At 42.9% G+C, this 25,844-nt stretch carries 22 protein-coding genes, 1 pseudogene and 1 riboswitch; of the genes and pseudogenes, 9 read left to right on the top strand and 14 right to left on the bottom strand.

Going from position 1 to position 25,844, the window contains the following annotated elements; genetic code table 11:
- The first annotated feature begins 59 nt into the window (after positions 1-59).
- From msuE to FTV11_RS03190, 4 genes and pseudogenes are all read left to right on the top strand, one after another.
- The gene (gene msuE / locus FTV11_RS03205; protein ID WP_078190544.1) at positions 60-791 is read left to right on the top strand and encodes an FMN reductase; all 732 of its coding nucleotides are present in this window, start codon (positions 60-62) and stop codon (positions 789-791) included.
- 39 nt (positions 792-830) lie between these two features.
- Positions 831-1,937 (top strand): annotated as a pseudogene (gene sfnG / locus FTV11_RS03200) (dimethylsulfone monooxygenase SfnG).
- Between the two features lie 496 nt (positions 1,938-2,433).
- Positions 2,434-3,852: a deoxyribodipyrimidine photo-lyase gene (locus FTV11_RS03195; protein WP_180073370.1), complete on the top strand. Its 1,419-nt coding sequence runs from the start codon at positions 2,434-2,436 to the stop codon at positions 3,850-3,852.
- Between the two features lie 125 nt (positions 3,853-3,977).
- Entirely contained in the window at positions 3,978-4,592 is a 615-nt protein-coding gene (locus FTV11_RS03190; RefSeq protein ID WP_180073369.1) for a riboflavin synthase subunit alpha, read from the top strand.
- A gap of 70 nt (positions 4,593-4,662) precedes the next feature.
- Here the strand turns inward: FTV11_RS03190 and FTV11_RS03185 are convergent, their stop codons facing one another.
- Together FTV11_RS03185 and acs are read right to left on the bottom strand one after the other, a co-directional pair.
- Positions 4,663-5,841 carry an acyl-CoA dehydrogenase family protein gene (locus tag FTV11_RS03185; RefSeq protein WP_180073368.1) on the bottom strand — a complete coding sequence of 393 codons (1,179 nt, stop codon included), beginning with the start codon at positions 5,839-5,841 and terminating at the stop codon, positions 4,663-4,665.
- 305 nt (positions 5,842-6,146) lie between these two features.
- Complete coding sequence (gene acs / locus FTV11_RS03180) at positions 6,147-8,090, bottom strand: acetate--CoA ligase (protein ID WP_180073367.1); 1,944 nt, start codon at positions 8,088-8,090, stop codon at positions 6,147-6,149.
- A 284-nt stretch (positions 8,091-8,374) separates the two neighbouring features.
- On the opposite strand from acs, the gene FTV11_RS03175 reads away from it, so the two are divergent.
- Both FTV11_RS03175 and FTV11_RS03170 read left to right on the top strand, forming a co-directional pair.
- A complete protein-coding gene (locus FTV11_RS03175) occupies positions 8,375-8,953 on the top strand; it encodes a DUF805 domain-containing protein (protein ID WP_180073366.1) in 579 nt (192 codons plus the stop codon).
- Between the two features lie 123 nt (positions 8,954-9,076).
- Positions 9,077-10,048 carry a mechanosensitive ion channel family protein gene (locus FTV11_RS03170; protein WP_078193200.1) on the top strand — a complete coding sequence of 324 codons (972 nt, stop codon included), beginning with the start codon at positions 9,077-9,079 and terminating at the stop codon, positions 10,046-10,048.
- Here FTV11_RS03170 and FTV11_RS03165 read toward each other — a convergent pair.
- The 5 genes from FTV11_RS03165 to prfB all read right to left on the bottom strand — a co-directional run bounded on the left by FTV11_RS03165 (position 10,034) and on the right by prfB (position 15,113).
- Positions 10,034-10,744 carry a 16S rRNA (uracil(1498)-N(3))-methyltransferase gene (locus FTV11_RS03165; protein ID WP_180065201.1) on the bottom strand — a complete coding sequence of 237 codons (711 nt, stop codon included), beginning with the start codon at positions 10,742-10,744 and terminating at the stop codon, positions 10,034-10,036. The genes FTV11_RS03170 and FTV11_RS03165 overlap by 15 nt on opposite strands.
- Before the next feature lie 325 nt (positions 10,745-11,069).
- Positions 11,070-12,350 carry a 3-deoxy-D-manno-octulosonic acid transferase gene (locus FTV11_RS03160; protein ID WP_180073365.1) on the bottom strand — a complete coding sequence of 427 codons (1,281 nt, stop codon included), beginning with the start codon at positions 12,348-12,350 and terminating at the stop codon, positions 11,070-11,072.
- An 87-nt stretch (positions 12,351-12,437) separates the two neighbouring features.
- Positions 12,438-13,526, bottom strand: a complete 1,089-nt coding sequence (locus tag FTV11_RS03155; protein WP_111884475.1) for an alkene reductase — start codon at positions 13,524-13,526, stop codon at positions 12,438-12,440.
- A 37-nt stretch (positions 13,527-13,563) separates the two neighbouring features.
- The gene (locus FTV11_RS03150; RefSeq protein ID WP_078190555.1) at positions 13,564-13,863 is read right to left on the bottom strand and encodes a helix-turn-helix transcriptional regulator; all 300 of its coding nucleotides are present in this window, start codon (positions 13,861-13,863) and stop codon (positions 13,564-13,566) included.
- Positions 13,864-14,017: 154 nt separating this feature from the next.
- A protein-coding gene (prfB, locus tag FTV11_RS03145) for a peptide chain release factor 2 (RefSeq protein ID WP_111884474.1) occupies positions 14,018-15,113 on the bottom strand; the annotation gives its coding sequence in 2 pieces (ribosomal slippage) (positions 14,018-15,040 and positions 15,042-15,113; 1,095 coding nt in all).
- A 181-nt stretch (positions 15,114-15,294) separates the two neighbouring features.
- Between prfB and FTV11_RS03140 the strand changes: the two genes are divergently transcribed.
- Positions 15,295-16,113, top strand: a complete 819-nt coding sequence (locus FTV11_RS03140; protein WP_180022756.1) for a putative porin — start codon at positions 15,295-15,297, stop codon at positions 16,111-16,113.
- 326 nt (positions 16,114-16,439) lie between these two features.
- Positions 16,440-17,225: a putative porin gene (locus FTV11_RS03135; RefSeq protein WP_180073364.1), complete on the top strand. Its 786-nt coding sequence runs from the start codon at positions 16,440-16,442 to the stop codon at positions 17,223-17,225.
- 71 nt (positions 17,226-17,296) lie between these two features.
- On the opposite strand, the gene recJ is transcribed toward FTV11_RS03135, so the two are convergent.
- The 7 genes from recJ to FTV11_RS03100 form a co-directional block, all read right to left on the bottom strand.
- Entirely contained in the window at positions 17,297-19,000 is a 1,704-nt protein-coding gene (gene recJ, locus FTV11_RS03130; protein ID WP_180073363.1) for a single-stranded-DNA-specific exonuclease RecJ, read from the bottom strand.
- Positions 19,001-19,657, bottom strand: coding sequence for a pyridoxamine 5'-phosphate oxidase (pdxH, locus tag FTV11_RS03125; protein WP_180073362.1), 657 nt, complete (start codon positions 19,655-19,657; stop codon positions 19,001-19,003).
- 18 nt (positions 19,658-19,675) lie between these two features.
- The gene (gene glmM / locus FTV11_RS03120) at positions 19,676-21,007 is read right to left on the bottom strand and encodes a phosphoglucosamine mutase (RefSeq protein ID WP_111884469.1); all 1,332 of its coding nucleotides are present in this window, start codon (positions 21,005-21,007) and stop codon (positions 19,676-19,678) included.
- 118 nt (positions 21,008-21,125) lie between these two features.
- Positions 21,126-22,592: an IMP dehydrogenase gene (gene guaB / locus FTV11_RS03115; protein ID WP_078190562.1), complete on the bottom strand. Its 1,467-nt coding sequence runs from the start codon at positions 22,590-22,592 to the stop codon at positions 21,126-21,128.
- A gap of 219 nt (positions 22,593-22,811) precedes the next feature.
- Positions 22,812-23,177, bottom strand: a complete 366-nt coding sequence (locus FTV11_RS03110) for a YkgJ family cysteine cluster protein (RefSeq protein ID WP_180073361.1) — start codon at positions 23,175-23,177, stop codon at positions 22,812-22,814.
- 99 nt (positions 23,178-23,276) lie between these two features.
- Positions 23,277-24,074 (bottom strand): MBL fold metallo-hydrolase, encoded by a 798-nt coding sequence (locus FTV11_RS03105; protein WP_078190564.1) that lies wholly within the window; start codon positions 24,072-24,074, stop codon positions 23,277-23,279.
- Positions 24,075-24,268: 194 nt separating this feature from the next.
- Positions 24,269-24,847, bottom strand: a complete 579-nt coding sequence (locus tag FTV11_RS03100) for a TMEM165/GDT1 family protein (protein ID WP_180041739.1) — start codon at positions 24,845-24,847, stop codon at positions 24,269-24,271.
- Between the two features lie 74 nt (positions 24,848-24,921).
- A riboswitch (yybP-ykoY riboswitch) is annotated at positions 24,922-25,064 on the bottom strand.
- Positions 25,065-25,122: 58 nt separating this feature from the next.
- On the opposite strand from FTV11_RS03100, the gene FTV11_RS03095 reads away from it, so the two are divergent.
- Positions 25,123-25,830 carry a methyltransferase type 11 gene (locus FTV11_RS03095; protein ID WP_180054188.1) on the top strand — a complete coding sequence of 236 codons (708 nt, stop codon included), beginning with the start codon at positions 25,123-25,125 and terminating at the stop codon, positions 25,828-25,830.
- Positions 25,831-25,844 lie beyond the last annotated feature (14 nt).

Below are 25,844 nucleotides of genomic sequence, written 5' to 3'. Positions count from 1 at the left end.
ATCCACCCATCGGGATTAATAAAAGGCATTCCGAGAAACCACACTTTTAGGTTTAAAAAATGTCTCAAGTTAATCTACAAAAACCCCTGAATATTGTTGCTGTGTCAGGTGGTCTAAACAATCCATCTAAAACTGAAGCTTTGGTACAAGCCATTGTTGATGAGCTCGGTGATGCGACTCCAATCAATGTGCATTTTATTAAGTTTAGTGAAATTGGCAATTTATTAGGTGGCGCGATTTACCGTAACCAATTGCCACAACGTGTACAAGATGACCTTGCTGCCGTTGAAGCTGCTGATGCACTGATTGTTGGAACGCCAGTTTACCGTGCTTCATTTACAGGTCTATTTAAACACTTCTTTGACTTTGTCGAACAAACTGCATTGGTCGATGTACCTGTCTTGCTTGCAGCTTCGGGTGGTTCTGAACGCCATGCCTTAGTGCTTGAACATCAACTGCGTCCATTGTTCAGTTTCTTCCAAGCGCAAACATTACCGATCGGTGTCTATGCAACAGATCGTGATTTCACCCCTGAATACACCATTCATAGTGAATTACTGCGTGACCGCATTACTTTAGCTGTAGCACGTGCGCTGCCGATTTTGGAATGGGCTCCAGCCAAAGGTCAGCGTGCTGAAGTGGTGAAAGCCAAGTCTCAACAAGCCAACCAAAACTTGGGCATTAATAAGCAAATCGAGCAAGAAGAAGTCCTTCCTTCTGCAGCTGTTCCAAGTTTGGATGCCGCTGAAGCTCGACTGCATAGTAAAAAGCCAAAAACGCAAGTGGCCTAAACACCACAGCATAACAATTCGATCCCGAGGGTTTGCAAAATGTCAGTACAAGAAAAAAACATTACATTTGCGTATTGGGTACCAAACGTCAGTGGTGGTTTGGTGGTCAGTAATATTTAACAGCGTACCGATTGGAGCTATGACTATAACGTGCGTTTGGCACAAGCTGCAGAAAAAAGTGGCTTTAATTATGCGCTGACTCAAATTCGTTTTACCGCAGGCTATAACGCGGAAAATCAACATGAATCGGTTAGTTTCAGTCATGGTATTTTGGCCAAAACCGAAAAGCTCAAAGTCATTGCAGCGATTTTACCCGGCCCTTGGAAACCGGCTCTGGCTGCAAAACAATTGGCGACCATCGATCATCTTACCAATGGCCGTATTGCGATTAATGTCGTGAGTGGTTGGTTCCGTGGAGAGTTTGATGCGATTGGTGAAGAATGGCCCGAGCATGATCAACGTTATGCGCGCTCTGAAGAATTCATTCGTAGCCTAAAAGGCGTGTGGACGCAGGATAACTTTAGTTTTGATGGTAAATACTATCAATTTAAAGACTACACCCTATCTCCAAAACCGGTGCAAAAACCGCATATCGAAATCTTCCAAGGTGGCAGTTCACGTGCAGCACGTGACATGGCATCCCGTGTTTCCGATTGGTACTTCACCAACGGCAATACCCCTGCTGAGTTGAAAAAGCAGATCGATGATATTCGTAAAAAAGCCAAAGCCAACAACCATCAGGTCAAAATCGGGGTGAATGCCTTCATCATTGCCCGAGATACGGAGGAAGAAGCCCAAGCGGTGCTTCAAGCTATTATCGACAATGCCAATACCGAAGCGGTCAATGCTTTTGGCGATGCAACTCGTGAAGCAGGTGCATCCACCAAAGAAGGCGAAGGTAACTGGGCAAAATCAAATTTTGAAGATTTGGTTCAATATAACGACGGCTTTAAAACCAATCTGATTGGCACGCCACAACAAATTGCAGAACGCATTGTGGAACTCAAAAGTGTAGGCGTCGATTTGGTTCTCTCAGGTTTTCTCCACTTCATTGAAGAAGTGGAATACTTTGGCGAAAAAGTGTTGCCACTGGTTCGTGAACTGGAAGCTCAACAGCAGCAAGTTGTGCAGGCTAAATCAGCATAATTGTTGATGCAGTCACAGCTCATAAAATCAGCATAATAATCACAATCGGCTCACTTCACTTTCCTCCCCTAAGGCTCGGCTTAGGGGATTTTTTATCTCGAGTCCCATTTAAAGATATGCTTTGATTCTAGAAAATGAGCTAACACTATAGACAAAGAAAAAGCCCGACATCCTGTCGGGCTTTTTCTATATGGATACTTAAGCATGACTCCTGTCTTGCTTCACAGTCCTGATGGTGAACACTTTGTTATTGTTTTATGTTCCGGAACGTCCTGTTCCTGTATAAGTTAATCTTAGGTAAAATTTAAAAGCGCGCATAGCGTCTAAAAACTTCGTTACTTGTACGCTTAAGCTGACAGGATTGTGCGCAATCGGTTAAGTTAAACCATAGATATTATATGGTTTTTTTATAGAAATCGATTTTTTAGATAATTTCATTACCAATAGATACCCCCGTAATTCTGGTGATATTTCCAACAAAAACGAGGCAATAAACATGCAACTTGTTTGGTTTCGACAAGATTTAAGACAACATGACCATAGCGCACTGTGGCAGGCGACACAGTCTGGTCAAACGGTTGCATTTATTGCGCTTTCTCCTGAACAATGGGCAAGGCATGATGATGCCCCTATTAAAATCCATCGCTATCTTGCCCAACTGGAACTTTTGCGACAGCAATTGGCTGAACTAAATATTCCACTGATTATTCAGCATATTCCCCATTGGTCAGACATCGCCACTGAGCTATTAACCTTATGTACTCAGCTCAATATACACACTGTTCATGCACATATTGAACATGGTGTGAATGAACTTAAACGAGATCGCGAAGTACAACAGTTATTAGAACAGCAGCACATCTCTGTTGAGCTGTACCATGACCGCACCCTGTTTCCTGTTGGCAGTATTCGCAATCAATCTGGACATCCTTATCAAGTTTTCGGTGCATTTAAGAAAAATTGCTACGAGAAATTGAGCATCAGTGTGCCCAGTTGTTATCCTGCGATCGAAGCCCAAACGGCTCTCGCCCAGCATCCTCTGTGGCAAACCGAATTCGATCTTCGTCCTTTTTATCCCGCAGGGCTGTTAGCAGCTCAAATCGAGCTTTGGCCGATTGGGGAAAATCATGCACAGCAGTGCTTAGATGAATTTATAGAACAACATCTGAGTCGTTATGCTGATGATCGGGACTATCCAGCGCTCAATGCTACCAGTCGAATTGGCATGTATCTCAACTTGGGCATCTTGTCTATTCGCCAATGTCTGCAAGCCCTGTTTCGTGAACAAGGTGGCTATTTCCAGATCGACCACAGAGGGCAACAAACGTGGCTCGATGAGCTACTTTGGCGTGAATTTTACCAACACATTTTATTTGACTACCCGCAGGTATCTCAGCACCAGCCGTTTCAAACCAAAACCTTAAAAATAAAATGGCGCCATGCACCACAAGACTTGGCTGCATGGCAGCAAGGTCAGACAGGCATTCCAATTGTCGATGCAGGGATGCGTCAACTACTGGCTACGGGTTGGATGCATAATCGGGTGCGGATGATTTGTGCCATGTTCCTCAGTAAGAATCTACTGATCGATTGGCGGTTGGGGGAGCAATGGTTTATGCAGCACCTTGTCGATGGTGACTTAGCAGCCAATAATGGCGGTTGGCAATGGTGCGCCTCGACGGGTACAGATGCTGTACCTTATTTTCGGATTTTTAACCCGATCAGCCAATCTCAGAAATTTGATCCGAACGGGGATTATTTACGTCAATGGCTACCTGAACTGGCAGATTTGGATGCCAAACAAATTCACCAACCCTTTGCCAAAAATCCTCAACTAGAATTGAACTACCCTCAACCGATCGTCGATTTAAAGCAGTCTCGCTTAGCTGCAATTGAAACTTTCCGAGCATTGTAGGCCATTGCCAAGATCGAACTGCTAGGGATCAAAACGCTGTACTGAAATGGTCACTCTAAGGCATAGCCGATCGGTCGTTTTGTCCCTACAATACAGAAAACGCAAATCATTTTAGAGACGCTCACATGTATACAGGCATCGTGCAAGGTTTAGAAAAAGTCTTAGACATTCGTCAAGGCAATGGCTTCACAACCTTGGTGATTTCAAATCATCAGAATTTTTTTCATGATGTCTTTATCGGGGCAAGTGTGGCGATTAATGGCGTGTGTTTAACGGCCACACATATTGATTTGGCAGCCAACCAAGTACATTTTGATGTCTCAGATTTGACCAATCAACTCACCACGCTAAAAGCTCTCAAGGCCGGTGATGAGGTCAATGTCGAACGCTCAGCCAAAGTTGGCGCAGAAAATGGTGGTCACAATCTATATGGACATATCGAAGGCACAGCCACGATCAAAAACTTAGAACATCGCGGGGAAACCTTTCATCTCGATATTCACATTCCGGCAGGCAATATTAAATATTTCTTTCTCAAAGGTTTTATTGGACTCAATGGTTGCAGTTTGACTGTGAACCGTGTTGATCGTGCCAATAGTGAAATTTCAATCGATCTCATTCCTGAAACACTGCGCCTCACTACATGGAAAGATGTCCAAGTCGGTGATGCCGTGAATTATGAAATTGATCAAACAACGCGAACCTTAGTCGATACCTTAGAAAGTATTCATCAGCGTTAAATCGACTGACAGCACATTGCAAAAAGCCTCCCTTTCGGAGGCTTTTTATTGGCTCATTTGCAATATACGTTTAAGAATAAAAACTTGGATCTGGCACTTTGGCTGTGAGCACCCATTCACCAACTTCCTGATATTTATAATCAATCGGATCGTGCAGGGTCTGGGTACGCACATTGCGCCAGAAGCGGTCTAAATTCAGTTTGGCCGTCGTGGCACGTGCGCCCATCACTTGGAAAATATTTTGCGTAATGTACAGCGAACTATTGGTGGCCGCAATTTTGGCTGTTGCAATCGCAATAGAGACTTCTCCACGTTGTTCCGCCGTCAAAGCTTCACCAATCTCCCAAGCCCCTTGCAAACGCTGAACCGCTTTATCTGCCAATAAACGTACACTTTCTAATTGCACATAAAACTCAGCAAAATGCTTTTGAATAAATGGGTCATTCACTGCATTTTCAGCCAATGATTTTGACCACGCCTTTTGGTTTTGAACCGTCTGTTTTGCTGTTTCAAAAGCTCCTTCTGCCACCCCTAAAAACAAATGCACAAAGATCAACTGTGCAATCAATGGACGCAAGCTGGAATACGGCGTACTCAAAGGCCCCGGGTTCAGTAGTAATTCATCTTTGGAAATTTTGACCTGTTCAAAATGACTGCTTCCACTGTCGGTTTGACGTTGTCCCATATTGTCCCAATCGCCGAGAAAACTGACGCCTTCACGTGCTGTAGGAATCACCCCGATCAATAATTTTCCGTCATCATTGAACCCAGAACACAGCAAAATGTCAGAATCCATGGAACCCGAACAAAAACTTTTATCGCCATGAAACACATATTCATGTTCAGACAGTTGCGTCGCTGTAGTACGGCGGTCTAAAGGGTTTAAGGTGTTGCCCCAAAATAAATGCTCACGTGCAGTCTGTTCAAACCATGGGCCATATTGCTCTGGCTGCGCGAACAACTGTACGGTTGCAATCAATAAATGATGGAAACCATAAACATGCGCCAATGAGCTATCCACTTGGGCAATGGTTTGAATGGTTTTAAAAATCGTCTGCCAATCTGCACCCTGTCCACCATATTGCTGTCCAATGGACAGTGCAAGCAAACCACTTTGACGAATCAAATCACGTTCAGCTTTGGGATTTCCCCCCTGCTTATCACGCTGAGCAGCCGTGGTGGCAAATTCTGCCGCCAGTTTTTGGGCAATATCGATTGGATCTTGAGTCAATGGAGTTGAAGCGTTCATATGTCTATCTGATTATTCTGTTACCGTTTTAGCTTAACAAAGCGCAGGCATTCAGCTTATCTCAATGCCTGCAGTCTATATCTGTAAAATCTATATCTCATGAAATCTAAGCCACCTAAATTCAGGCGACTTATGGCTTGGTCTTTTTATACGTCGTATGTACGGTGGATTAAAAGCATCATGAACATCCCTTCTTCCTAATCAACTTTCCTAAGGGAAAGGACGTTCAATATTGCCTTAATAACCCGTCGTATGAGCGATAGTGAACTTTCATCAGAACGCTATCACTCATGCTCAAATTGCTCTTATGACTTCGGATAAACCGTCACAATCAAATGTTCAACCACTTGAGGTTCTGCCAAGGTCGAAGTGTCGCCTAAAGAGTCCAGCTCATTGGCCGCAATTTTTCTTAAAATTCGGCGCATGATTTTACCAGAACGGGTTTTCGGTAAGGCCGGCGCCCAATGCAATGCATCTGGCGTTGCCACTGGTCCAAGGATTTTGCGTACCCAAGCCACCAGTTCCTGACGTAACTCATCCGTCTCAGCTGTCCCTGCTTGTAGGGTGACAAAGGCGCAAATCCCCTGTCCTTTAATATCATGCGGCATACCCACCACCGCAGACTCTGCCACAGCATCATGTGCAACCAGCGCACTTTCAATTTCAGCCGTTCCCAATCGATGCCCTGAAACGTTCAAGACGTCATCCACACGACCCGTAATCCAATAATAGCCAGACTCGTCACGACGTGCGCCATCACCTGTAAAATACGTCCCCGGATAAGTGGAGAAATAAGCTTCAATAAAGCGCTCAGGATCACCCCAAATGGTTCGCATTTGTCCCGGCCAAGAATCCTTAATCACCAAGTTACCTTCTACGGCGCCTTCAAGCTCATTGCCTTCAGCATCAACTATCGCAGGTTGTACACCAAAAAATGGACGCGTCGCCGAACCCGGTTTTAAATCAGTTGCCCCCGGCAATGGCGTAATCATGAAACCACCCGTTTCTGTTTGCCACCATGTATCCACCACTGGACAGCGGCTTTCACCTACCACGGTGTAGTACCAATTCCATGCCTCTGGGTTAATGGGTTCACCCACCGAACCCAGTAAACGCAAACTACTGCGGTCACTTTCTCGGACAAAGGCATCGCCTTCTCGCATCATGGCGCGAATTGCAGTCGGTGCCGTATATAAAATGGTGACATTGTGCTTATCGACAATATGTCCGGTACGTGCCCAACTTGGATATTGCGGCACCCCTTCAAACATCACGGTCGTGGTACCATTCGACAAGGGACCATACAATACATATGAATGCCCAGTGATCCATCCGACATCTGCGGTACACCAAAACACATCATCTTGTTTTAAGTCAAAAACTTCACGGAAAGTACAATTCACATAGGTTAAATAGCCTCCCGTGGTATGCAATACACCTTTCGGTTTTCCAGTTGAACCTGATGTATATAAAATAAACAGCGGGTCTTCGGCATTCATGGGTTCAGGTGGACAAATATCATTAACCGACATGATTTCCATGTGATACCACAAATCACGATCCGCTTTCATTTCGATCGGGTTACCTGTACGGTGCACCACAATGACATTTTGAACCGAAGATGTGCCTTCGATGTCGAGTGCAAGGTCGACATTTTCTTTGAGTGGGATGGGCTTACCACCACGCATCCCACAATCCGCAGTAATCACGACTTTCGCCTGACTATCATCAATACGACTTGCCAATGAGTCTGGTGAGAATCCGCCAAAAACCACGCAGTGTACTGCACCAATTCGGGTACAAGCCAACATCGCAATTGCCGCTTCGGGTACCATTGGCATATACAGCACCACACGGTCGCCTTTACCCACGCCATGTTTTTTCAGCACATTGGCAAAACGGCAAGTTTCATCATGCAGTTCTTCAAAAGAAATGATTTTATGCCGTGAAGGATGATCACCTTCCCAAATAATGGCCGGTTTATGTGGATGTTCTTTTAAATGTCGATCGAGGCAGTTGGCACTGACATTCAGTTCACCGTCAGCAAACCACTCGATCTTGAAATCATCTTGCTTAAAATTGGTATTTTTAACTTGGGTAAACGGTTTGATCCAATCGATCTTTTGCGCTTGCTCCGCCCAAAACTCATCTGGTTGTTCAATTGATTTTTGATAACGCTCAAAGTACTCCGATTCATTGATGCGCGCGGTTTTTTTAAAACTTTCAGGTACTGGATAGATCTCTTTCATATTGTATTTTCCTTGATCTGATTCATCTCATCACGAGATGCCATGCCACATTTCTACTTTTATAATTTCTGCATCACAGCAGTATGACGATTAATTTTTAATCGCAGCAATCATGCTTTGGTCGTATTATTCCTTCCCATTTAAAGCATATTTTTGAGCAAAATTTCAACAAAAACATGTTTCAATTCAGTATCTGATCAGTTCATTTGAACCTATAATGCAAAGGTAATTTTACTCAGCATTCCGCTTTTTTATTCTTCCATACACGTTGAGTTGACCCAAGCATGAATACCAATGACTCTTCTTTCTTTTCCCGTCAGACGACCACTACAGCGGATAATCCCCTGAAACCTGATGGACGTTTTGGTCGACTGAGCATGATTGGTTGGTACGGCTTTCTCAATATCATCAGCTTTTTTGCCTTGATCGCTTTAAGCCTTGCCGTGGGTATTTTCAATATCAATACTATGGCGTTAAATGAGCAATTTGTTGGCATATTTACTGGGGTATCTGGCCTCGCCTATTTGGCGATTATTATTCTCTACATTTATTTTTATTGTGTCTTTGTCGTGCGTCGGCTGCATGACCTCAATAAAGCCGGTTGGTTGCTACTATTATTATTTATCCCCGTGATCAATTTGTTCTTTATCCTGTATTTATTATTGGCCTCAGGCACACCGACCGTAAATCAATACGGCGCGCCACGCCCTGCTGCGGTTTGGGAAAAAATTCTGGCATGGTTGATGATTTTAATCAGTGTCTTGTCGCTCTTGGCTACAGGTAGCATCACCTCGTATATGATGGGTAGCGGTGAAATTGAATCGCCAACAGAAATCATTCAACAAGGTACTGAATATTTCTAAGCCACTAACCAAATTTGAGCCTGTCTGAATTTTGATACATCTGTTCGCAAGCCTGTAAATGAGGGTTATTTTCGCCACTAATTTCAGGCAAAATAGCGAAAAACCGGAACATTTGGAAAACTCGTGGCTGAAAAAGAAAATGCCTTGAGTGATGTCACTCAAGGCACGACTCAACTTTTGCAAGAGGCAACTGAAAAAACCGCACAAACCGTGCTGGAACATACTTCTAAATATAATGACGCATACTCAACGATCGATAAATTCGTCGACGGATTTTGGGAACGCCTGCCTTATATTTGTATCGCATTAATTGTTTTTACGATCTTCTATCTACTGTCTAAACTCTTTAGATTCTTTGTTCGTAAAGCGCTCACTGACCGTTCTTATTCAAAACAAAATCTAGTTTTGGTCCTGAACCGTGTGGGTAGCTCAGCCATTATGTTCTTCGGTTTCCTAATTGCAATGGTCATTGCGATCCCTGGGTTCACACCGGGTCAGCTCATGAGTGCCTTGGGGATTGGTTCGGTCGCAATCGGTTTCGCGTTTAAAGATATTTTCCAGAACTTACTGTCGGGTATTTTGATTCTCCTCGGCGAACCGTTCAAAATCGGTGATGATATTATTGTGTCAGGAATGGAAGGTACAGTTGAAGATATTCAGATCCGTGCAACCTTCCTACGTTCTCCAGATGGTCGTCGTATCGTGATTCCAAACGCGACGGTTTACACCAGTGCGGTAACGGTGAATACCGCTTATCAACGTCGTCGTTGTGAATTTGTGGTGGGTATTGGTTATGAAGATGATATTCAAAAAGCTAAAAATATTGTTTTGGCTATTTTGGACAAAGACCCAACCATTTTGAGCCAACCTGCGTTTACCGTAAACGTGAATGCTTTGGCTGATTTCTCGGTCAATCTGAATGTCCGTTGGTGGGTAGATACCACAGAGACCACCACTGCGAACTCGATCAGTGAAGTGCAAGAACACGTTATCCAAGCATTCAATCAAAATGGTATTTCAATTCCTTACCCTGTACAGGAAGTTAAAGTTTACCGTGGTGATCAAGCTGAGACAGAAGCGTCAACAGCTAAATAATCGCCCTAAAACGTACGGAATCACAGTTTCTGTCCGGATAATTCGGTTGCCTAAGCTGACTGCTTGGCAACCGTTTTTTATGAGCAAATCGACCTCATAAGGGATAAATCCACCTTCAGGCCCAATAATGATCGTACATCCATGTTGAATCCCTGCGGGCATCACATCTTCAACATAAGGATGCGCCACATAAGCCGGATAGTCTGACGAGATCCTGCTCGGTAAAACATCCTCCACAAAGGGTTTAAAGCGTTTATACAATTCAATTTTGGGCGCAATGGTGTCACCTGCCTGCTCCAAACCTAATGTCACATAGTGATCGAGCTGCTGTAAAAATGGGGTCTGCCAATAGCTTTTATCCACGCGATAACTGTGCAGCAAAATAATTTTTTCTACGCCTAAGGTAACGGCATCCATGATCAGACGGCGCAACACTTTCGGACGAGGCATTGCCACAATTAAAGTCACCGGATGCTTTGCAGGTACTTCTTCTTCTTGTAAGGGTTTAAGTTGAATGCCGTGATCCGCAATACTGACGATTTGGGTTAAATAACGCTTTCCTTCCCGAATCCCGACTTTGAGGGTATCGCCCACCTGTACATCAACATGGGTTTTTAAATGCTCAATTTGGCGTTTAGCACTGATACTCCACAGTTCAGATTCAGTTTGACGTGGGTCAAGCAGGACGATGTTCATAAAAAATTCTCTTACCCAGTTCAATTGGATACGCGAAAACGTCATCCACAACTGTTCGAGGCAACACTCAATAGAATCACTCAAATTTCAGCGATTATTTGTTAGACATAAAAATTCGACGCGTTTTGTCGTGAGCTGCATTGCACCGCAAGATGATTTCCTTGCGAAGCTTCGCATCTCATTTTACCGAATGAGAAACAACGTTTCGTAAGAGTACCTCCAACCGAAGGCTAACCCCTTTCTTCAAATCTTAAATGTAAGACTCTGTCGAGCCTATTCATTCATCTATTTAAAGCATCAACCAATTTAAATCATGGTTGTAAATTCAAAGGTATTGATCAATCACCTGAATATGCTTTTGCAGCGACCCAGTATTCTTTTGCATAATCAGCTGAGCTGCATCATTTAAAGCCTGCGCTTTCGCAGTATTTTGAATGATCTCAACCAATGCACTGGCCGCCTGCTCAAAATCCTGCACAACCACAACCGCATGGGCCGCTACAAATTCATCCACAATGGTTTGAAAATTAAAATAATGCTGACCTAATACTGTCGGGACATGTAACGTAATGGGCTCCAAAATATTATGCCCACCACCAGGTTCATTTAAAGACCCGCCGACAAAGCACGCCTGACTCAGTGCCAGCCAAAGCCATAATTCACCCATACTATCTGCCAAATACACTTGCGTTTCAGGCTGAATCGTTTGCTTTAAACTGCGGCGCTGTGTACGTAAATTCAGTTTCTGCGCTTCTACAAAAACCTCATCAAAGCGTTCAGGATGCCGTGGTACGACGATACATAACAGCTCAGGCTGTTGTTGCAAAATCGGCTGCAGCGCTGCGAGTAGTTTTTGTTCCTCGGGCGCATGCGTACTGGCAATGGTGATGATTTTACGATCTTGCAAAGCCCAATCTTGACGCAACTGCGCTGCTTGTTGCACAAAGCTATCAGGCGCATGAATATCAAACTTGATACTACCGACGACCTGACTGGTATGCGGGTTTGCACCCAACCCAATAAATCGCGTTAAAGTTGCCTGATCTTGCGCTAATAATTGTTTTAAACTCTTTAGCATCGGCTGCGTCAAACTCGGGACTTTGCCATAACCCTTCGCCGATTTTTCAGATAATCTGGCATTAATTAATAAACTCGGAACGTTAGCCTGATCGGCTTCAATCATCAAATTTGGCCAGAGTTCAGTTTCGACTAGAGCCAACATTTTCGGTTGATATTTTTCGATAAAACGACGGACTAATTTTTTTTGATCTGCCGGCAAATACACGGCCTGAAACAGCGATTCATACGGTGCTTTTAAAAATAATTGTTTCGCACGCGCTTGTCCGGTTTTGGTGGTATTGGTGACTAAGACCGGATGACCTGCTTTGAGATAATATTCAATCAGCGGCTGTGCAGCGTTGGTTTCTCCGACGGAAACCACATGAAACCAAATTGCATTGCGGTTTTTAACCGGCTGAAATGGCCCAAAGCGCTCAAGACACTCTTGCTGATATAGTTGGAGATCTTCAGCACGTTTTTTGATGCGCCATTGATATAGCGGCTTAATCAGCGCCAAAGCTGCGTTATACCAAAAAGGAGTAGTCAAATTATTACGCTCAAAAACGGTTTGAATCGGCAGAATATATCAGAGCATTATCCACATGTTAATGGATAATGCGTATTCAAGTGTCGATTAATAGGTTGAACGACCTGAACCAAATTTATTTTTCATGCTTGGATAATCAATATAGCCTTCGGCAACATCTGTTCCAATCATGTTTTCCAACTGCAATTCATTCAGTGCAGCATTCGCTAGCAAACGTTCAAACAAATCTGGATTGGCAATATAGGCTTTACCAAAAGACACCGCATCGGCTTTACCTGAGGCCAATAAATCTACAGCATCTTCACGGCTTAAACGCATATTGGCAATATATGGCACACCATTTGAGCGCTGTTTCAGATAATCACTAATACTGTCATCCGCCAGATATTCACGGGTAAAGAAAAATGCAATCTTCCTCTGCCCCAACTGCTCTAAGGCATAGCCAAAGGTTTCACGTGGATCATGATCGCCCATGTCGTGTTCATCACCACGCGGCGCAAGATGTACACCTACACGACCTGCACCCCACACTTCGATCAGCGCATCCACCACTTCAAGCAATAAACGTGCGCGGTTTTCGACAGAACCACCATACTCATCTTCACGTAAATTGGTTTTGCTTTGTAGGAATTGATCGATCAAATAACCATTGGCCGCATGCAATTCCACACCATCAAAACCGGCTTCTTTGGCTTTGATCGCAGACTGTTTGTATTGTTCTACAATGCTTTTGATTTCTGCAATCTCTAATGGACGTGGCACGACATATTCGCGTTTTGGGCGAAGCAGACTGACATAACCCGCCTGTTGTACCGCACTGGCAGAAACTGGTGTATCACCATTCAAAAGGTCGGGATGTGAGACACGTCCGACATGCCACAATTGCGCCACAATTAAACCTTGCTGTTCATGTACGGCTTGGGTCACCAATTTCCAGCCCTGAACTTGAGCATCGGTAAATAAACCCGGCGTCTGCAAATAGCCATTAGCTGCTTCTGAAATGACTGTTGCTTCTGAAATGATTAATCCAGCACTTGCACGCTGTGCATAATATTCAGCCATCATCGGCGTTGGAACACGGTCAATGGTTGCACGACTACGGGTTAGTGGCGCCATTACAACGCGATTTTTGAGGTGTAAATCACCCAAAATGAGAGGAGTATTAAGTTCAGCCATATATGTCTCGCCTAACACTTCAAATGCGAAAAATGATTTAAAGTGAGTTCTGCAGATAATCAATATATTGCTGAATGAGTTCTTCATTGCGCGAAAAATACGACCATTGACCATATTTCTCGGCTTGAATTAAGCCCGCCTGTTGTAACACAGACAAATGATTAGACATCGTAGACTGCGAAACATTACCGAGTTTTTCGATATTGCCAGCGCATACACCACGATTAAAGCCGCCACATTGTTCTTCTGACAAAAATTGTTCAGGTGTTTTCAACCATTCCAAGATTTGACGTCGAGTCGGATTGGCAAGTGCTTTAAAAATTAAATCAATATCCATAATTTAAACGGGTTTAATTAAATAAAAATTTGGACAACAAAGTTCTATTCAGCATCTTGAATACACTATATCGTATTTTTTCGATTTTTATATCGATTTTTTTAGATATGATGATCAAAAACAGATAGAACTTTGTTTTCTATATAAATTTAAATTACAAACCTTGTTTGAGGCTGGCTTCAATAAACTTATCTAAATCACCATCAAGTACCGCGCCGGTGTTTGAACTTTCCACACTGGTACGTAAGTCTTTAATACGCGAGTCATCTAAAACGTATGAACGAATTTGGCTGCCCCAACCGATATCGGACTTGGTGTCTTCCAACGCTTGTGCCGCATCATTACGTTTTTGCATCTCAAGTTCGTACAATTTTGCACGTAACTGTTTCCAAGCATGGTCACGGTTGGCGTGCTGTGAACGTTGGTTCTGACATGCCACCACAATCCCTGTTGGAGCGTGAGTTAAACGTACCGCAGAGTCTGTTTTGTTAATGTGCTGACCACCCGCACCAGATGCACGATAGGTATCAGTACGTACATCAGCTGGATTGATTTCAATTTCAATATTGTCATCAATTTCAGGCGATACAAAAACCGCTGAGAATGAAGTATGGCGACGGTTACCCGAGTCAAAAGGTGACTTACGGACTAAACGGTGTACGCCAGATTCTGTACGTAACCAACCATATGCATACTCACCTTCTACACGGATCGTTGCAGACTTGATCCCTGCCACATCACCATCAGACTCTTCCATCACTTCTGCTTTAAAGCCATGACGTTCAATCCAACGTAGATACATACGTAGTAACATCGATGCCCAGTCTTGTGCTTCAGTACCACCAGAACCCGCTTGAATTTCGACATAGCATGGGTTCGGGTCCATCGGATTACTGAACATACGACGGAATTCTAATTTCGCAAGCTCTGCTTCTGCTGAAGTTAACTCTGCTTGCACATCTGCAAGTAAACTTTCTTCTTCTGCTTCAACCGCAAGATCCAGCATCGCTTGGGCATCTTCTAGTTGAGTTGAAAGCCCTTCGAGCACGTTAATGACGTTTTCGAGTTCACCTTTTTCTTTTGCCATTGCTTGCGCACGGCTTTGATCATTCCAAATTGCTGGGTCTTCCAGCTCACGTAGAACCTCTTCTAAACGCTCTTTTTTCAGATCGTAGTCAAAGATACCCCCGTAATGTTTGACCACGGTCGTTTAAGTCTTTTAGCTGTAATAGATACGGATTAATTTCCACGTGAATTACTCTCAATCAAAAAATTTGGCTTAAATAGCCACCTATTATATCACAGAGAATTTGCACAGTTTCAGCCAGATTGATCATCCAAATCATTGACTTCAATGCACATAATATGAACAATACGCTCGCATTACTATTTATTACATTTTTTTTACAACAATAATGTTTCGAGGGTTTTATGAAAAAGACATTACTTGCACTAGGCTTAGCTGTAATCGCATCTTCAAGTTTTGCTTATGACGGCCAAATTGATGGCGGTTTTACTTATACAGATTGGGATGATGATTTTACTGATACTGATAATACATTCAACCTAAAAGGTACTTTGTATTTTGACTCAGTACAAACTGGTAATGGTCCATTAAATGAAGCTGCATTTCTAGGTCATAACAGCAATGCCTATCTTGGTTATTCATATAACACTTGGGAAAGTAATGAAGTTTTTGGTTCAAAACTTGAATCTGATACTCACCACTTAACCGCAGGTATTGAATATTTTGTCGATCAATTCTATATCAATGGTGAAATTGGTCTTGGTCAATACAATCAAAAAGAAACTGAATTTGGTCAAACTCTTTATGATGAAGACTACGATGTGACTACTTACCGTGCATTAGTGGGTTATCTTCCTGTATCAAACCTATTACTTGCTGCAGGTATTGATGGCTATCAAGGCGACAACGATGAAGACGAAGACAACCGTTTTGCTGTAAAAGCAAAATATGTTGCGCCGTTGAACAATGGTCAATACATCAACCTTGAAGCAGATGGTGCTTTTGGTGATGTAGATGCTGTTACGATTGGTGCAGACTACTACTTCGACCAAGCATTTAGCGTTGGCGCTGCTTATAGCATCGTTGATAACGGTGAAGAAGATACAGATTACTTCGCTATTCGTTCAAAATACTTCCTTAACCCGAACCTAGCAATCGGTGGTCAAGTTGGTTTTGGTGATGACGTTCAAGCGTTCAACATCAATGCAACTTTACGTTTCTAATTTCGTTTGAATTAGGAATGTGCATTAAAAAAGCACCTCAAATTTGAGGTGCTTTTTTCTTTTCGATGTAATATTTACTTTAAAAAAAGTCCAGTTGTTGACCAAATAATCTACAAATTCATAATATCTACACAGTTTTAATAAAACAAAACATTAATAATAATTATATATTTTTCAATATCTTAAATAATTAAAATTACATAAAATTACCGAATACACAGTTCTGCAACTTTGCAGCGATTGACCATCTTTAAAAATTCTCTAGACTAAAACTTGTAACAAAAAATGTATTCAATTTAGCCAAACAATTTAGAGGGGTAGTTTCCATGAAAAAACTCGCAATTGCTTCAGCACTTCTTTCTGCACTTGCTATTACAGGTACAGCTCATGCTTATCAAGCAGAAGTAGGCGCTTCAGCTGGTTACATCGACCCAGATAATGGAAGCTCTGGCAGTGAATTTGGTGTAAACGGTACTTATTACTTCAACCCTGTTCAAACGCGTAACGCTCCTCTTGCAGAAGCTGCATTCTTAAACCGTGCAAGTAACGTAAATGCACACGCAACTTTCGCTGATCGTGGCAATGTTGACGACAATACTTATGGCGTTGGTATCGAATACTTCGTACCAAACTCAGATTTCTATGTATCTGGTGATGTAAGCCGTAATAATGTCGAAGTTGACACTCCATTCGGCACAGTAGACAATGATACAACTTATTATGCAGCTGAAGTGGGTTACCTTCCTGCACCTGGTTTCTTAGTTGCTGCCGGTCTAAAAGGTTGGGACAATGACGATGACGACGGTGTAGATCCAACTTTACGTGCTAAATACGTAACAACTTTAAGCAATGGTAAAGACATCAACCTTGAAGCGGGTGCAGCATTCGGTGATCTAGATGAATTCAATCTAGCAGCGGATTACTTCATCGACAAAACATTCAGTGTTGGTGCTGACTACTACAACAACGATGTCACTGATCGTAACGAAGTAGGGATCAATGCACGTAAATTCTTCAACCAACAAGTGAGCCTTGAAGGTCGTGTTGGTTTCGGTGAAGTTCGCAACAATGACTACAATTCATTTGGTGTAGCAGCGAAATACCGCTTCTAATCCATTGAAGTCAAAACCATAAAAAAAACCGCTCTTCTGAGCGGTTTTTTATTTGCCTGTAAAAATGGAATTTATTGAGCCAAGTGTAAAACTCTCAATTGAACACTGACATTTCCTCTAAATTCATTTTTATCGAGTTCGTAGACCAAGCGGATTTTATCTTGCATAGGATTAAATTCATATTTTTCTGCCGCATTAAATGCAATTGCGTCCACCATTAAACCATTATCTAAAGCAAGTTTTAATTTCAAATGTAGGTCTTTCAACCAACGATAATCTAAAATTTTAAATAGGCCTTCATAGACCGGTGCAGGGAATTTTTGTCCCCATGGACTTAAATTTTGCAGAAGATCGACGGTTTCGACATTAATGGCCGAATCAGGCAATTCACCATCTGTCCAAATAGTGGCCTGAAATAAACTTTCATCTTGCGCAGCGATGAGTGCTTCAAAAGCGGTTTTAAATTCAGAAAAATGCTGCTTTTGAATGGTTAGTCCTGCTGCGGCAGCATGTCCACCAAAATGACTCACTAAATGCGGATGTAATTCAGCAATACGCTCAATACTGTCTCGAATATGAATACCTTCGATAGAACGCGCAGAGCCTTTAATATGTACGCCATCCTCATCTGCGGCAAAGACGATTGCAGGTCTATGAAATTGTTCTTTCAAACGCCCTGCAACAATCCCAATCACCCCTTGATGCCAATGCTGTTCAAACATGATCAAGGCTGCAGGTAAGTTATCCTGATCAAGCTGAATATGTTCTAACTCAGCCAGAGCTTCCTGTTTAATCTGCCCTTCGACTTGGCGTCTTTCAATATTGAGTTGATTCAACTGCTGCGCAATCGGATAAGCCGTACTTAAATCTGCCGCAATCAGACACTCAATCCCAATATCCATAGTCTCCATACGCCCAGCTGCATTGAGTCGTGGGCCAACTACAAAGCCCAAGTCCTGTGCTTTTAACTGTGCGGGATCACGACCAGCGATATCCAATAATGCACTGATCCCTGGACGACATAGTCCTTGCTGAATCCGCTTCAAACCAGCATCGATCAAGATCCGATTATTCAGATCTAGACTTGCAACATCGGCATAAGTGCCTAAAGCCACCAAATCCAAATATTGGCTGAGGTTGGCTGTGGATTTAGCATTTTTTTTACGCATACTGGCCAAATTGGCCAACACATAAAATGCAACACCTACGCCAGCCAAGGCTTTACTTGGAAATTCACATCCCAACTGATTCGGATTCACCACCGCTTCTGCTTGTGGTGTTTCCTTAGTGGTCAGGTGATGGTCGGTAATGATCACCTGCATACCATGCGCCTGTGCCTGTGCTACACCAGCATGGCTCGAAATACCATTATCGACTGTAATCAGCACATCTGGGGTAAAACTCACGAAGGCCAAATCGGCAATGGCGGGTGTCAGGCCATAACCATATTTGAACCGATCTGGAACCAGATATTCAACATCCGCACCCATATCACGCAGTGCCAAGACCATCAATGCAGTACTGGTCGCACCATCGGCATCATAGTCGCCCACAATGACAATTTTTTTATGTGCATCAATAGCTTGGTCGATCAACTCTATGGCTTGCTGCATGCCTTTTAAGGTCGGGGCAAGTAAATGCTTGAGCTTCAATTCCAGTTCTTGTGCGGAAGAAACCCCGCGACGTGCCAATAAATCAGCAATAAACGGGGCAACGCCCTGAATATCTTCAGGGCGCGTCAAATAGGGTCTTTGTTGAATTAAAAGTTTAGACATTTATGGCATCAGTCGCTGTAAAACCCATTGACCATCCTGTAGTTTATAACTCAAGCGGTCATGTAAACGATTCGGACGGCCTTGCCAAAATTCATAATAATCCGGAACTAAACGATAGCCGCCCCAAAACTCAGGTTTCTCCAAAACGTCTTTGCTTTCCACTTGATCATGCAAATTTTGGAAACGCTGTTGTAATTCTTCACGACTAGCGATAACACCACTTTGTGGAGTACTAATGTGCGCTGCGATTTGGCTATCACGCGGTCGCTTATGGTAATAATCTGTCGATTCTTCGAGAGATATCTTTTCCACACGACCACTGACCCGAATTTGACGTTCCTGCTCTTGCCAATAAAACAATAATTCTGCATAAGGATTATTGAGCAGATCGTTACCTTTTTGACTGTCATAGTTGGTGTAGAAGTCATAACCTGCATGGGTCGCACCGCGCAACAAGACCGTCCGCACGTGCGGACGACCTTGGGCATTTGCCGTCGCCAAAGACATAGCATAGGGTTCATGCAATTGTGCTGCTAAGGCATGGTTAAACCATAATAAAAACTGCTCATGTGGATCACGGTTCACCTGATCTTCATGCAACTCACCTTTTTGATAAGTTAAACGCAGTTCACTTAAGTCCTTAATCACATCATTCATGCAATTTCCCCTCTTGATTTAAGCTGCATTGGCACGAACAGCATCGGCCAAATGATTTGCCAACGCGGTGACTTCTTCAAGGTCATTACCTTCAACCATGACACGAATGACCGGCTCTGTGCCTGATTTACGAATCAAGATGCGACCACGCCCTTTAAGCTGAGCTTCAGCTTTTTCAAATTCAGACACCAAAGCTGGTACAGCATACGGGTCAAACATCGCTGCAAGGCGTACATTCACTAATACGTTTGGCAATAATTCAAAACCTTCCACAAGTTCATGCAAGGCTTTGCCTTGTTCAACCATCACCGTTAACACCTGAAGTGAAGCAATGATCGCATCACCTGTGGTGCTCTTGTCCAAAGTCAAGATATGACCTGATGGCTCACCGCCCGTTACCCAACCCTTTTCTTCTAGGCCTTGTAAAACATAGCGGTCACCGACTTTGGCACGAAGCAACGGCACTTTGGCTTGATCTAAAGCAATTTCAAGCGCCATATTGCTCATCACAGTACCCACGATACCCGCAGGTTTTTGACTCGCTTGAGTGGCTAAAATATAAAGAATATGGTCACCAGTAATTTGCTGACCATTTTTATCGACCATAATCACGCGGTCAGCATCACCGTCAAAGGCAATCCCTAAATCCGCCTGATGTTCAACCACTGCTTTTTGTAAAAACTCAGGATGCGTCGAACCACAGTCTTTATTGATATTCAAACCATCCGGTTCGTTAAACAGCGCAATCACTTTTGCACCCAGTTCACGATATACCGATGGACCAACGCTATAGGCTGCACCATTGGCACAGTCCACCACAATTTTTAAGCCTGTCAGGTCAAAATGGTACGGGAAGGTTGATTTACAAAACTCGATATAACGACCATTGGCATCTTTTACACGCACACTTTTACCTAAGTTTGCAGGGTCTTCGATCACCAAGTCATTTTCAAGTTCTTTGTTAATGGCTTCTTGAATTTCATCCGGCAATTTTTTACCTTCGCTCGAGAAGAACTTAATGCCATTATCAAAATACGGATTATGCGACGCCGAGATCACGATGCCTAAGCTGGCATGTAATGCACGGGTTAAATGGGCAATTGCAGGTGTAGGTAATGGACCCAGCAAATGAACATAAACACCTGCTGCGTTTAAACCGGCTTGTAATGCTGACTCTAAAATATAGCCCGATAATCGGGTATCTTTACCTAGTACAACGATGGGCTTTGCTTTTTTACTGTATTGTTTTAATACTTTACCTGCGGCAAATCCTAGTTTTAATGCAAATTCAGGGGTAATAGGCAATTCACCGAATTTGCCACGAATGCCATCTGTACCAAAATAACTCATGTTGTACTCACTTCTTAATGGTGATCTTAATCATCACTTTTTACTGCAAATACTTTACACCAAAAACAAAAAGGCCGTCATATTAATGACGGCCTTTTCGGCTAAAAGCTACTAAATATCAACCAACACGGTAGTTTGGTGCTTCTTTAGTAATAGTCACGTCATGTACGTGAGATTCAGACATACCTGCCGCAGTAATTTTGACAAACTGTGCATTTTTACGTAAGTCATCGATCACCGCAGAACCGGTATAACCCATAGATGAACGTAAACCACCCATCATTTGATGAACGATGTTACCCATTGGGCCTTTGTAAGGTACGCGACCTTCAATACCTTCTGGTACAAGTTTTTCAGCGCCGGCTTTTGAGTCTTGGAAATAACGGTCAGCAGAACCTGTTGCACCTGCCATCGCACCCAATGAACCCATACCACGATAAGCTTTGTAGTAACGACCTTGGAAGAATTCAACTTCGCCTGGTGCTTCTTCAGTACCCGCCATCAATGAACCTACCATGATGGTACTCGCACCTGCACCAATCGCTTTTGCCATATCACCAGAGAAACGGATACCACCGTCTGCAATCAATGGAATTTGATCTTTTAGTGCATTGGCAACGCTGTCAATCGCAGAGATTTGCGGCATACCAATACCAGCAACGATACGTGTAGTACAGATTGAACCTGGGCCAATACCCACTTTCACTGCATCTGCACCAGCATCTAATAATGCAAGAGCTGCATCACCAGTCGCGATGTTACCGCCAATCACTTGAACTTGTGGATAGTTGGCTTTTACCCAACGTACACGTTCAATTACACCTGCAGAGTGACCATGTGCTGTATCAACAACAATCGCATCAACACCTGCTTCCACCAATGCTTCTACACGGCTTGGTGTTTCTGCACCTGTACCTACTGCAGCGCCAACGCGTAAACGACCTAAGTCATCTTTGCAGCTGTTTGGATAGTTTTCAGCTTTACGGAAATCAGTAACCGTGATTAAACCTTTCAGTTCGTTGTTGTCATTTACAACAAGGACTTTTTCAATACGGTGTTTTTGAAGTAATGCTTGGATGTTTTCTTTTGATTCGTTTTCACGAACAGTCACCAAACGATCATGGCCTGTCATGATGTTACTAACAGGTTGCTCAAGATTGGTTTCAAAACGAGTGTCACGACCAGTAACAATACCCACCACTTGACCGTCTTTCACCACTGGTACACCGCTGATGTTATTTGCTTGAGTTAAAGCAATCAGCTCACGTACAGTCGTTTCTGGTGTAACGGTAATTGGGTCTTTCACCATACCTGCTTCAAATTTTTTCACGCGGCGAACTTCTGCAGCTTGTGCAGCAATATCCATGTTTTTATGCAGGATACCGATACCACCGTTTTGCGCCATTGCAATCGCCATACGTGATTCAGTCACAGTATCCATTGCAGCAGAAACAAGTGGAATATTCAAATTGATGCCACGTGTGAAACGTGTCTTAAGAGAGACATCTTTTGGGAGAACAGTAGAATAGGCAGGGAGTAATAAGACATCATCAAAGGTTAGGGCTTCTTGAACGATGGTCAACATAACAGTCTCGCTGGTAATTTCCGTGAGCCATTATATACAAATTTCCGTTCAATTTTCATTTTAATTGCGGCAATTCTTTACGGAGTTTTCAATATTAACCATCGAATATGCTGTTTTCAGCAAGAATACACTGAGGGTTAGTCAGCAACTTGTTCAATACAGGCAGAATCCGAAGACTCTACCGCTTAATTTCAATAAATTTATTCTGGAACTAAAGCCTTAACTGACTTGATCGAAATCTTCATCATTTTCAGCGTCATGCAGTGGAATACTGATCAATGGAATCATTTGATGCGCGATGCGTGCTTTATTACATTGCTCATCAGCTATCTGCACACTTTTACATGTGGAACTCCGAGCCTCGTACACCCTACAACTCACTGCTTGCCCAATTTTCCCACCCAAAGCGATACAACGAGACTGCGCTTGATTGGTGCCCGCCATACATGAATACACGGCATTAACCGGTTCAGTATAATGTTCGGGCATATTCAGCCCTTCTGCCCAATAAAAAGAAACGCGATAGTGGGCACAACATGCTCCACAGGTTAAACATGCATCCTGAGTCGGTATTTGAGACAACATTTTTATCTATTCTCGTCATCTAAAAGCTTATTTTATGGACGAAAAATACTAAAAAATGTTATCTGCAAACTCAATTATTTTTTCTGAATTTTCAAGTCATTATACTGGGCAAGTAAAGACTGTTTCATCCATTAAATCGACACCACACTGCAAGGTTTCGATCCAATCTAAGAATTGGTTGATCTGTTCTTTACCAATAAATGGCGTGCCGTGCTGCGGTACGATCATTTCCACATCCATCGTCCGTACCATGTTGACCCACAGACGGATCACTTTGTTCGAACACATGTAGCGCTGATGGAAGCCTTTCATTTTAGGAATATGAGCGGCAAAATTTTCTAAAGGTTTAGAGGCATCATCCACCATAGATGCGCCCATATCCCCTGAGAATAAAATTTTGGCAATCGGGTCATAAAATTGGAAGTTACCAACCGAATGTAGGAAATGTGCAGGAACAGCCACCAAATGACTATTGCCTAATGGAATCACCTGACCATGATCTGGCAGTTCGATCAGACGATCCAACCAGTTGCCTTTCATCCGGTCACTCATAAATGCAGAGTTTAAATGCGGTAAGAAACGCGCCCACAGCTTAGATGCCACCACTTTGGCGTCAGTATAAACCAACCAACGCGGCATCGAGGTAATAATGTCTGGGTCCTGATGCGAGGCCATCACATAGTCAAGATTGGTCAAACGGGTATATTTATTCAGTTCCATAGTCAGTGGGACATAGGTCAAGTCACCACCCGGATCGAGCACCGCTGCGCGCTCATTATCCAAAATCAGGAACTGGTTCGCCTGTACGCCCTCGCCTTTTACCAAGCTGGTAAAGCTAATACATTTATGCTTTCCATCATCATAAAGTACCTGTGATGTTGTGCGTTCGAAAGCCATTCCCATTCCCCAAATTTTTTATCAAAAAAAATATATTCTATAGGTTAATAACATATATTTATTTAGGGAAACTTACAATAAATATTCAGTCAATATTATCTGAAATATCAGTGAATTGGGTCTCATTTATTGGCAAAGAATCCTGAGTTTTTAACTCAGGATTTCATGTATTTTTAATATGGTGAGATCATTATTTAAAATAAATAGTGTTGTGCCAACGCAGCCAAACCAATCACCAAGAATACTAGGGCGCCAATTTTATGAATCAGTGAAATCGGTAGTTTTTCTGCTAGTTTGTTCCCAATAAATACCGCAGGCGCATTAACCAACATGATGCCTAGTGTCGTCCCCAAAGTCACCCAGCCAATACTGTCAAAGCGTGCAGCCAGTGCAACAGTGGCAATTTGGGTTTTATCTCCAATTTCAGCCAAGAAGAACAAAACGAAAGTGGCGGTGAAAACCCCATATTTTTGCCACTTATTGATACTTTCAGATTCATCATCCAATTGATCGGGGATCAACATCCACACCGCCATAGCAATAAAGCCCAGAGAAACGATCCACAATAAAACGGTTGGACTTAAAACAGTGGTAATCCATTGACCCAACACAGCAGAAACCCCGTGGTTCACCACAGTCGCGAGGAAAATTGCAATTAAGATCGGAACGGGTTTACGAAAACGTGCAGCAAGCAGTAAAGCAAGTAATTGTGTTTTATCGCCCATTTCTGACAGGGCAACAACAGCAAGGGAAATGAAGAAAGCGGTTAACATGGTGCATTTCTCTGGCTAGCAAAAACATATACCGATGACTTATCCCTCCTGCTAGCCAATGTGCAGAGTGATAAATCAAAGGTCTTGCCAACAAAAGAAAGCTACGAAGAGCTCATTTGGTTCTTTGCTATGATGACCATGCTCGTTTTAGAGCAAATATGTTGACCATCACCTTTTTACTTTGCGTAAAAAGCGGCTACTCCCCAATGAAGTAATGTTATTCTAGCGAGGAATGCATGTTTTCGCAATTTTAATTTTCGATGACTCAATTTGATATGCAAAACAATAATCAAAAATTTCAAGAATTTATTCAACACTATATGCATGTGCAGGATGTATTAATCATTGCAGGTGGTCCATCTCAGCTCAATTTCGACTTAACCACCATTCAGCCCTCAAAAAAACTGCTGATCATTTGCTGTAATCAAAGTTTTCTTCAACTTCCTCAGGCTCAAATTGCTCATCATTCAGACTATGCATGGTGGTTACAGTATCAGCCCATGCTCAAAGCCTGCTTTCAAGGTGACATCATTAGCGGATGTGGTTTAGGTCACAACCGGCCATATCCTGAACATGAAGTGATTAACTTCAAAACCGTGCGCATCGATACGCAAGCGGAGTTATTTCATTCACCGTACTTTGTTTATGGTAATAATTGCGGCCTTCAAGCCTATTCACTCGCACATCTCTTTCAACCGCATCGTATTTGGCTGATGGGCTATGACTTTCAACACCAACAAGGTCAAACACATGCTTATCAGCATCAACATGTGCAAGAACTGGAGCATTATGAAAAGTTTTGGGGCTTATTTTTAAAAGACTTCCAACGCTTTGAACATTTAAGGCACAAGCTTTGGCCGACGGCGCACCCGCATCGTACGCTTCCACTCACCTACAACCTCAACGCAAACTCGGCATTAAAGCTGTACCCTTCACCCATTGAACTTCCTGATTGGCTTTGTCAGTCCACCACCACGCCATAAAAAAACCCTGCCAA

The organism is Acinetobacter sp. YH12231, from assembly GCF_013417755.1.
GTDB classification, from domain to species: domain Bacteria; phylum Pseudomonadota; class Gammaproteobacteria; order Pseudomonadales; family Moraxellaceae; genus Acinetobacter; species Acinetobacter amyesii.
The sequence above is the reverse complement of the archived record's forward strand: the minus strand, read 5'-3'. Positions and strand labels throughout refer to the sequence as shown.

What these genes read in the sequence shown, in the direction of transcription:
- recJ (WP_180073363.1), bottom strand. Translation starts at nt 19,000, where the DNA reads ATGTCTAAACTTTTAATTCAACAAAGACCCTATTTGACGCGCCCTGAA.
- FTV11_RS03165 (WP_180065201.1), bottom strand. Translation starts at nt 10,744, where the DNA reads ATGAACATCGTCCTGCTTGACCCACGTCAAACTGAATCTGAACTGTGG.
- FTV11_RS03175 (WP_180073366.1), top strand. Translation starts at nt 8,375, where the DNA reads ATGAATACCAATGACTCTTCTTTCTTTTCCCGTCAGACGACCACTACA.
- acs (WP_180073367.1), bottom strand. Translation starts at nt 8,090, where the DNA reads ATGAAAGAGATCTATCCAGTACCTGAAAGTTTTAAAAAAACCGCGCGC.
- glmM (WP_111884469.1), bottom strand. Translation starts at nt 21,007, where the DNA reads ATGAGTTATTTTGGTACAGATGGCATTCGTGGCAAATTCGGTGAATTG.
- FTV11_RS03185 (WP_180073368.1), bottom strand. Translation starts at nt 5,841, where the DNA reads ATGAACGCTTCAACTCCATTGACTCAAGATCCAATCGATATTGCCCAA.
- msuE (WP_078190544.1), top strand. Translation starts at nt 60, where the DNA reads ATGTCTCAAGTTAATCTACAAAAACCCCTGAATATTGTTGCTGTGTCA.
- FTV11_RS03135 (WP_180073364.1), top strand. Translation starts at nt 16,440, where the DNA reads ATGAAAAAACTCGCAATTGCTTCAGCACTTCTTTCTGCACTTGCTATT.
- FTV11_RS03195 (WP_180073370.1), top strand. Translation starts at nt 2,434, where the DNA reads ATGCAACTTGTTTGGTTTCGACAAGATTTAAGACAACATGACCATAGC.
- guaB (WP_078190562.1), bottom strand. Translation starts at nt 22,592, where the DNA reads ATGTTGACCATCGTTCAAGAAGCCCTAACCTTTGATGATGTCTTATTA.
- FTV11_RS03100 (WP_180041739.1), bottom strand. Translation starts at nt 24,847, where the DNA reads ATGTTAACCGCTTTCTTCATTTCCCTTGCTGTTGTTGCCCTGTCAGAA.
- FTV11_RS03095 (WP_180054188.1), top strand. Translation starts at nt 25,123, where the DNA reads ATGCAAAACAATAATCAAAAATTTCAAGAATTTATTCAACACTATATG.
- FTV11_RS03140 (WP_180022756.1), top strand. Translation starts at nt 15,295, where the DNA reads ATGAAAAAGACATTACTTGCACTAGGCTTAGCTGTAATCGCATCTTCA.
- FTV11_RS03190 (WP_180073369.1), top strand. Translation starts at nt 3,978, where the DNA reads ATGTATACAGGCATCGTGCAAGGTTTAGAAAAAGTCTTAGACATTCGT.
- pdxH (WP_180073362.1), bottom strand. Translation starts at nt 19,657, where the DNA reads ATGAATGATGTGATTAAGGACTTAAGTGAACTGCGTTTAACTTATCAA.
- FTV11_RS03110 (WP_180073361.1), bottom strand. Translation starts at nt 23,177, where the DNA reads ATGTTGTCTCAAATACCGACTCAGGATGCATGTTTAACCTGTGGAGCA.
- FTV11_RS03155 (WP_111884475.1), bottom strand. Translation starts at nt 13,526, where the DNA reads ATGGCTGAACTTAATACTCCTCTCATTTTGGGTGATTTACACCTCAAA.
- FTV11_RS03150 (WP_078190555.1), bottom strand. Translation starts at nt 13,863, where the DNA reads ATGGATATTGATTTAATTTTTAAAGCACTTGCCAATCCGACTCGACGT.
- FTV11_RS03105 (WP_078190564.1), bottom strand. Translation starts at nt 24,074, where the DNA reads ATGGCTTTCGAACGCACAACATCACAGGTACTTTATGATGATGGAAAG.